General features: G+C 41.8%; 4 protein-coding genes and 1 tRNA gene. 2 read left to right on the top strand and 3 right to left on the bottom strand.

Going from position 1 to position 6185, the window contains the following annotated elements:
• Positions 1 to 61 precede the first annotated feature (61 nt).
• Both QNK26_RS07220 and QNK26_RS07215 read left to right on the top strand, forming a co-directional pair.
• A tRNA-Pro gene (locus QNK26_RS07220) sits at positions 62 to 138 on the top strand.
• Between the two features lie 142 nt (positions 139 to 280).
• Entirely contained in the window at positions 281 to 616 is a 336-nt protein-coding gene (locus QNK26_RS07215) for a hypothetical protein (protein ID WP_101063241.1), read from the top strand.
• A gap of 119 nt (positions 617 to 735) precedes the next feature.
• Here the strand turns inward: QNK26_RS07215 and QNK26_RS07210 are convergent, their stop codons facing one another.
• From QNK26_RS07210 to QNK26_RS07200, 3 genes are all read right to left on the bottom strand, one after another.
• Positions 736 to 3711: an MGH1-like glycoside hydrolase domain-containing protein gene (locus QNK26_RS07210; protein WP_319221861.1), complete on the bottom strand. Its 2976-nt coding sequence runs from the start codon at positions 3709 to 3711 to the stop codon at positions 736 to 738.
• 308 nt (positions 3712 to 4019) lie between these two features.
• A complete protein-coding gene (locus QNK26_RS07205; RefSeq protein ID WP_319221860.1) occupies positions 4020 to 5351 on the bottom strand; it encodes an AarF/ABC1/UbiB kinase family protein in 1332 nt (443 codons plus the stop codon).
• A gap of 111 nt (positions 5352 to 5462) precedes the next feature.
• Positions 5463 to 6185, bottom strand: a 723-nt coding sequence (locus QNK26_RS07200; RefSeq protein WP_319221859.1) for an FAD-dependent oxidoreductase, incomplete at its 5' end; no start/stop codon positions are given.

Here is a 6185-nt window from a genome sequence, read left to right as displayed (position 1 = left end):
TAGATTTAGGTTCTAGTATCGCAAGGTGTGAGAGTTCAAGTCTCTCCTTCCGCACCATGTTCGGTGATTAGCGCAGCTTGGTAGCGCACCTGGTTTGGGACCAGGGGGTCAGAGGTTCGAATCCTCTATCACCGACCACTTATTTATTCCAAGTAATTGGAATTCGGAAAAGCCTGCTCATTGAGCAGGCTTTTTTCGTTATACTGTTTTTTAAAAGTTGCTGCTTATTGGTTTGAGTCAGCAGTTCAAATAACGCCTATTTATCAAGGATTAAAGTATTATGACTGACAATACACAATTTTTAGAAAAGCTAAACAACGACATCGACGTTAAATTACAATTTGTTGATTACGCTGAGTTAAAAGTAAATAAACACTTAGCGAAAAAAGACCAGCCTGAGACACAACACTTTGCGATTAACATTGCATTATTAGCGCTAGAAGAAGAGCAAAACACAGCAACTTACTCTGCGTTATTAAAATTGTTAGTAGTACAGTTAGAAATCTACCTTACATTACCTGCTACAACAGTTGCTGATGATTTCCGCGCTGAACTGAATGACACTATCGCGCAACTGAATGCGCTTGTAGCTGAAGTAGAAGCGGCTGCACTTTAGTCTGTTACAACATAGACAGTTTTAACTTGAATGTGAGAGCATGTTTGAGTTGATGGTGTGATAAAGAATAATGATGAAGGCCTGCTTAGATAGCAGGCCTTTTTGGCTAGGATCCTCTATTAATGAGTAGTCATTCCAATGCTGATCACATCGGCATAATTCACAAAGCCTTTTAAGCCACCAACTGCGCTGTAAGTCTCGTTAGATTCTAGGTAGCTCATGTTGAAGTGGTCAGACAGTTCAAACGTATATTGACCTACAGGCAAATCCGCTACCACCGGTGCAGAAGTCAGGATATCCCCCTTGTTTAGACCGTGAGCCATCTGCACTATGCCTGTATGAACCTCCGTACCATCTAGCGTTTTGATAGTCAAACGCTTAACGGCATTGGTAATACCTGTGTTAACTGGACCCTGATTGTTGATGTACTTGATCGCAAAATCATATTTGCCAGCAGTTTCCACATTAAAGAATTTGCCGTCTTTACCTTGAAGAACATCGTCAGGCTTACCAAAGTTTTTAATCACCTTAGTACCGTCCTCTAGCTCTTCGTAAGCAAACGAACCGTTTGATTGGAAAGCCATCTCTTCTACTTCACCAACACAAACTGGCTTGCTGAGGTTAGAGCGCCATCCTTGTTTACCAGTAGCCTCAGCAACAAAACAAGTGGTAGATACGCCGTCATAAGCAAAGACGTTATTGGTATCAATTACCTTACCATTCGCAAACAGCTTGATGTCATAACCATGATTTTCAATATCTAGAAGAACCTGTTCGCCCTTAATGGTCGCAGAGATAGCCGGCTCTACTGGTGAGAAGACAGACTCGTTGGTCAGGTCATACGGCATGATAGAAGTATCAACCAATGTTATTTTGCTATCGTCTTCGATAACACCACCAAGTTGAACCATAAATGAGCCATCAGTGCGAACAACAGACTCTACAGCATAACGACCCTTACCACCTGTGTCGCCCTCTGGAAGCTTAATTGTGATCTCGTGAGATACGCCATTATGCATGATGCCAGAAATGCTAATCTCGTCTTGATTGCCAAATACAACTTCTTTCATCTCAGTAGTGATGAATGGATTAACGCTGATTTCGCCTTTAATTATATCAAAGCCAAATACATCATGAATTACCATACCGATGTAACCACCTACAGACCACAACTGACGTTGCGAGTTGATAACTGGACCATCTAGATTCTCTTGGCCATCAACAAGGTAGTCACTATGTGTGAATTTAGGCTTACCAGATAACCACTCTAGGTTTTCCATATTAGACAGGTTTAAAGAGGTGCCACGAACCAATGAATGGAAAGCATTGTTAACAGCAGCTACGTTACCGGCTTCAACGCCAGCTCTTAAGCTGTATGCCGTAACAAATGGCCAGATACCTCTGTTGTGATAGATAGGAGTGTCAGGCTGTTGTGGGAAATACACTGGAACACCGTATTGAGCATGCGGATAGTGGCTCATCGATGACTTGGCTTGTTCTGGTGACGCAATTCCTTCTAAAATAGCCAGAGAAATACCAAGCATGTCGTACTTATCGACTTTGATATTTGATTTGTGACCAAAAATGTAGCTCGCGTACATGCCACGTTCTGCATCCCAGAAATTCTCATTGATAGACACTTTAAGATCATCAGCTTTAGAACCTAGTTCAATTGCCTCTGCATCATCACCAAACTCAATAGCAAGCTTCTCAGCCAGTCTAATAGCCTTGTAATGCGCGACGTTAGTAGAAAGCGATTTACTTGTACCAACATAGTTCACATCTTCAGGGCTCCAAGATGAGTACGTTTGCTCACGCCAATCTAGGAATGATTGCTCACCCGTATACAAACCAAGTGTTGGGTCGAAAGCAGCAATGCGATCGGCATTGATTGTATTAACCAAAGCATCATACGCTCGCGTAGCAAATTCCGTTCTTGCATCGCCAGTTAGAGACTGTAGGAGTTTATCTGCACCAAATGCCCAAGTAACACGGTCAGTACTGATAGGCCAAGAACCACCTGTACCCGTATCTTGAATGATTTGCACACCATGTTGGTTTGTACCATCTCGGAAATCTGAAAGCTTAAACTCTAATGAATTTTTAACGCGTTCAGGGTCCATAAAGGCTAATGATAGAGCCGCCGCATATGACAGATCACGAGTCCAAACGTAATGCCATTTCGCACCAGTCTCAAACGCCTCTACAGATAAAGGTTGGTTATTATTGTAGTTGCCATCTTTGATTTCAGAAACGCTAAGCTGCTTCATTTCGTTGATGCTAATCGCGAAGTTGGCATCAAATAACAAACTGCCTGTGTGAATAACAGGAAGATTAGCAAGCTCTTTGACTATGATCCCCTGTTCTACACCATCGCGTAGCTCTTCCGTTGAACTGATACCGAATTCGCGCAACGCTGCCGAACTATCCTTTACTGAGGTCTTAACTGTGTAGTTAGTACCATCAAATGCTGGGAATACCTTAATGACTGAAAATTCATGTTCGGCATGGATATTTGAGCTCAAAAGTAAATCACCCAATTCGTCTTCATTGACTTTTTTGATGGTGATTTTACCGGACTTAACATCGGCTAAATCTAGAATGAACTTGTAATAACCTTTTGCTGGGAAAGTAACCATAGAATTACAGTCGGTATCGTTAGTGCAGTCATCAGTCACATCAGGCTTAGGTATCATTGTTTCTTGAACGCCTAGCTCTATGATCTTTCCGGGCACCGTCTGCTCGAATCCCCAACTGTCGTTAGCAACCTTGAATCGGTGACTACCACGATCTACTCGAAGGATAGATAGGTATGTGTTGTTGCCAACATAAGTCAATTCGTTAGATGCATCCCATTGACCATTAACACCGCGAATAAACAGTCTGTCTGGGTGTGGTGGTAGCACAAGTGGGAATGTATTGTCCGCTTCTTTTTCTGCTAGCTCTTCTAGCGCTTGTTGGTGCTCAAGCTCTAGCTGCTGTTTTTCTTGAGATAGCTGGCTTAGCTGATTTTGCAATGCTTGATCATCGCTATTGTTACAAGCTACCAAGCCCAGAATTGCTGCTACTACTAAAGCAACTTTCGTTACTCTCATGTGATTTACCTTCTATGCATAGAGTGAAAAATAACTCATCAGTGAGCCATTAAAATACATGTTATACTTTAGAGGTAGTTATGGGTGTAAGTAATTGAATTACTTGCGCAAAACCGGTATCGCGTCACGTATGTCGGAAAAAGCCACCAAAATGGCTAATGCCGTTCACTTAAGGTGATAAGCCTTGTACATGTCGAAGCAAAAAGGGCGCAATCAAACAACTGAAGCGGTAAGTATAGATGATGAGGAAGCGGTTTTTTCTAGATAACCCTAGAACGCCCTCTGTGGCTTTAACTCAATCTATTTTATCAATCCCCTACATTAATTTGTTCTTGATAAGGTTTGAATAACGCTGACACATTCACTTTGGCATTTAATTTAGCCGCCAATAAATATAATCCTGCTAATTTACGATGAATAAAGATGGCGTCGACAGGTGGTGTATGCCATTGGTCTTGTCTGTTATTTATCGCCATGCCAGCTTGTTTAATACGATAAGCTAAATCGGTACTGGCAAAATCATACTCTCCCTGGTACTGCAAAGGCTCGGTCGCGATGATAAAGGTGCTTAAAACCTGTTGCAGATAGTCTTGATCTATATCTTGACCAAAGAATCCTATATTCTCAGCGGCTGCTTGCATGGCAGGGCGATCGCCCAAGCTAGCTGAATGAATTAAAGCAAGATAGCCTTGGCTAATTGCGGGTGGTATATCGCGAGTAGCACCAAAATCAAGCAACACTATTTTTTCTTGTTCGGCTTGGTATAGATAATTGGCAAAGTTAGGATCGGTTTGCATCAGTTTAAATTCAAACAACTCGGCAAAAAATAAGCGGATAAGTTGAGTGACTATGTTGTCTCTTTGCTGCTGAGATTGATTAACAGCTTGGTCTATAGTTTTACCATCAACATAAGTCATTAAGAGAATATTTTCAGTACTATGGTCTAATAATACTTCGGGGATTATAAAATGCGGGTCGCCATCGAGTAATAAACTATAGCGACGACTAAAGGCCGCTTCTTGCTGATAATCCGCTTCGACTTTAAGTTGTTTTTTAGCTTCACTAAGTAAAGAGTCTAGCTCAATTTGTTGTGGTAATAACCCTGATAATTTTAAGAGTGTAGCAACATTGTCGACATCAGCATCGATTGATTGACGCACACCAGGATATTGCACTTTAACAGCAAGTTTTTCGCCGCGGTCGCCGTAAGCTAAATGTACTTGACCGATAGAAGCTGAAGCGAAAGGTTTTAGTTCGATGTGACTAAATTGCTCAAACCAGTCTTGCCCCCAGTTATCTGTGAGTACGCGCAGCAGCTGTTTACGCGGCATAGGGTGAGCATCAGCGCGTAGCTTACTAAGCAAAATACTGAGTTCTTTTGGCAATAAATCGCCAGCATCCATCGATAACAATTGTCCTACTTTCATGGCCGCGCCGCGTAACTGAGCTAGCTTATCCGCTAGATTATCAATATTTCTAGGTGTTAACAGCAGTTTAGAGAATGTCGGTGCTTTCCCTTGAGAAAACTGCTTAACCCCCTCAAAGGCCACATTACCAGCCACTTGCACAACTAAACCACCGAATTTAGAAATACGGGAAAGCTTAGAGGTCGGTACTTTTTTACCCATGTATTTTGTCATCGTTTACTCGCAACCTAAGATTGAATGCTGGTATGATTAGTACGTTATCAAGGTATAAAAAGATCACACTGAATTACGAACCTGTTTGTTATGTCTGGTGTTCCCATGGTATTAAAAATAGCGATTTACGATATATTCCGCATATTCGCTGGTAAATCCCACGCAACTAAAATTGAGTATCTCGCCAGCATAGTATGTATGTTGACTACCTTGCATATTTTCGAGTTTGTCATAAAAACCATTATTCATCTCCTCGGCGTCGACATGAGGAAAATATTTCCAATGAACAAATTGATGAACCGACTCAACCTGCGCGCCCATTGCTCCTACAAAATTTTTCAGGTTATCGATGACCCTCGTCTCATCGAATGCTTTCGCTTGATTGAAGAGTTCACTCTTGTTGATAACTTCTCCACTCATATCTCTATCTGTTAATACATAAAAAGAATAGACGGGTTCCCCAACTTGTCGGTAATACCAAAATACCGGGTGTCCGGCGCGATCACTAACAAAATTCTCTGGTACATAACCCGTCTCTTCCACAAAGTGATTAACCGTGCAAAGAATGGTTTGATAATCCAGATACTTAATCTTTTTAAATAATGCCTGCTCTTGGGGGATCATATCCATCAATAATGACATTTCGTCCAACGGGGTAGTGACTATAAGTCGATCGAATTGTTCGGATCCTGCCTTAGTGTCGATGGTGATGCTTTCTGCTCGCGTAATTTTAGTGATCACGCTGTTAAATCTGATGTCGTGTTCCTTGGCAACACGTGTCCACAGCCCCTGCATACCCTTGGGGAAAACGTAAACTTGTTTTTTGAAATACGA

It is taken from the genome of Moritella sp. (assembly GCF_033791185.1).
GTDB lineage: Bacteria > Pseudomonadota > Gammaproteobacteria > Enterobacterales > Moritellaceae > Moritella.
Note: the sequence above shows the minus strand (reverse complement) of the source record. Positions and strands in the feature narration are given on the sequence as shown.

What these genes read in the sequence shown, in the direction of transcription:
- QNK26_RS07215 (WP_101063241.1), top strand. Translation starts at nt 281, where the DNA reads ATGACTGACAATACACAATTTTTAGAAAAGCTAAACAACGACATCGAC.
- QNK26_RS07210 (WP_319221861.1), bottom strand. Translation starts at nt 3,711, where the DNA reads ATGAGAGTAACGAAAGTTGCTTTAGTAGTAGCAGCAATTCTGGGCTTG.
- QNK26_RS07205 (WP_319221860.1), bottom strand. Translation starts at nt 5,351, where the DNA reads ATGACAAAATACATGGGTAAAAAAGTACCGACCTCTAAGCTTTCCCGT.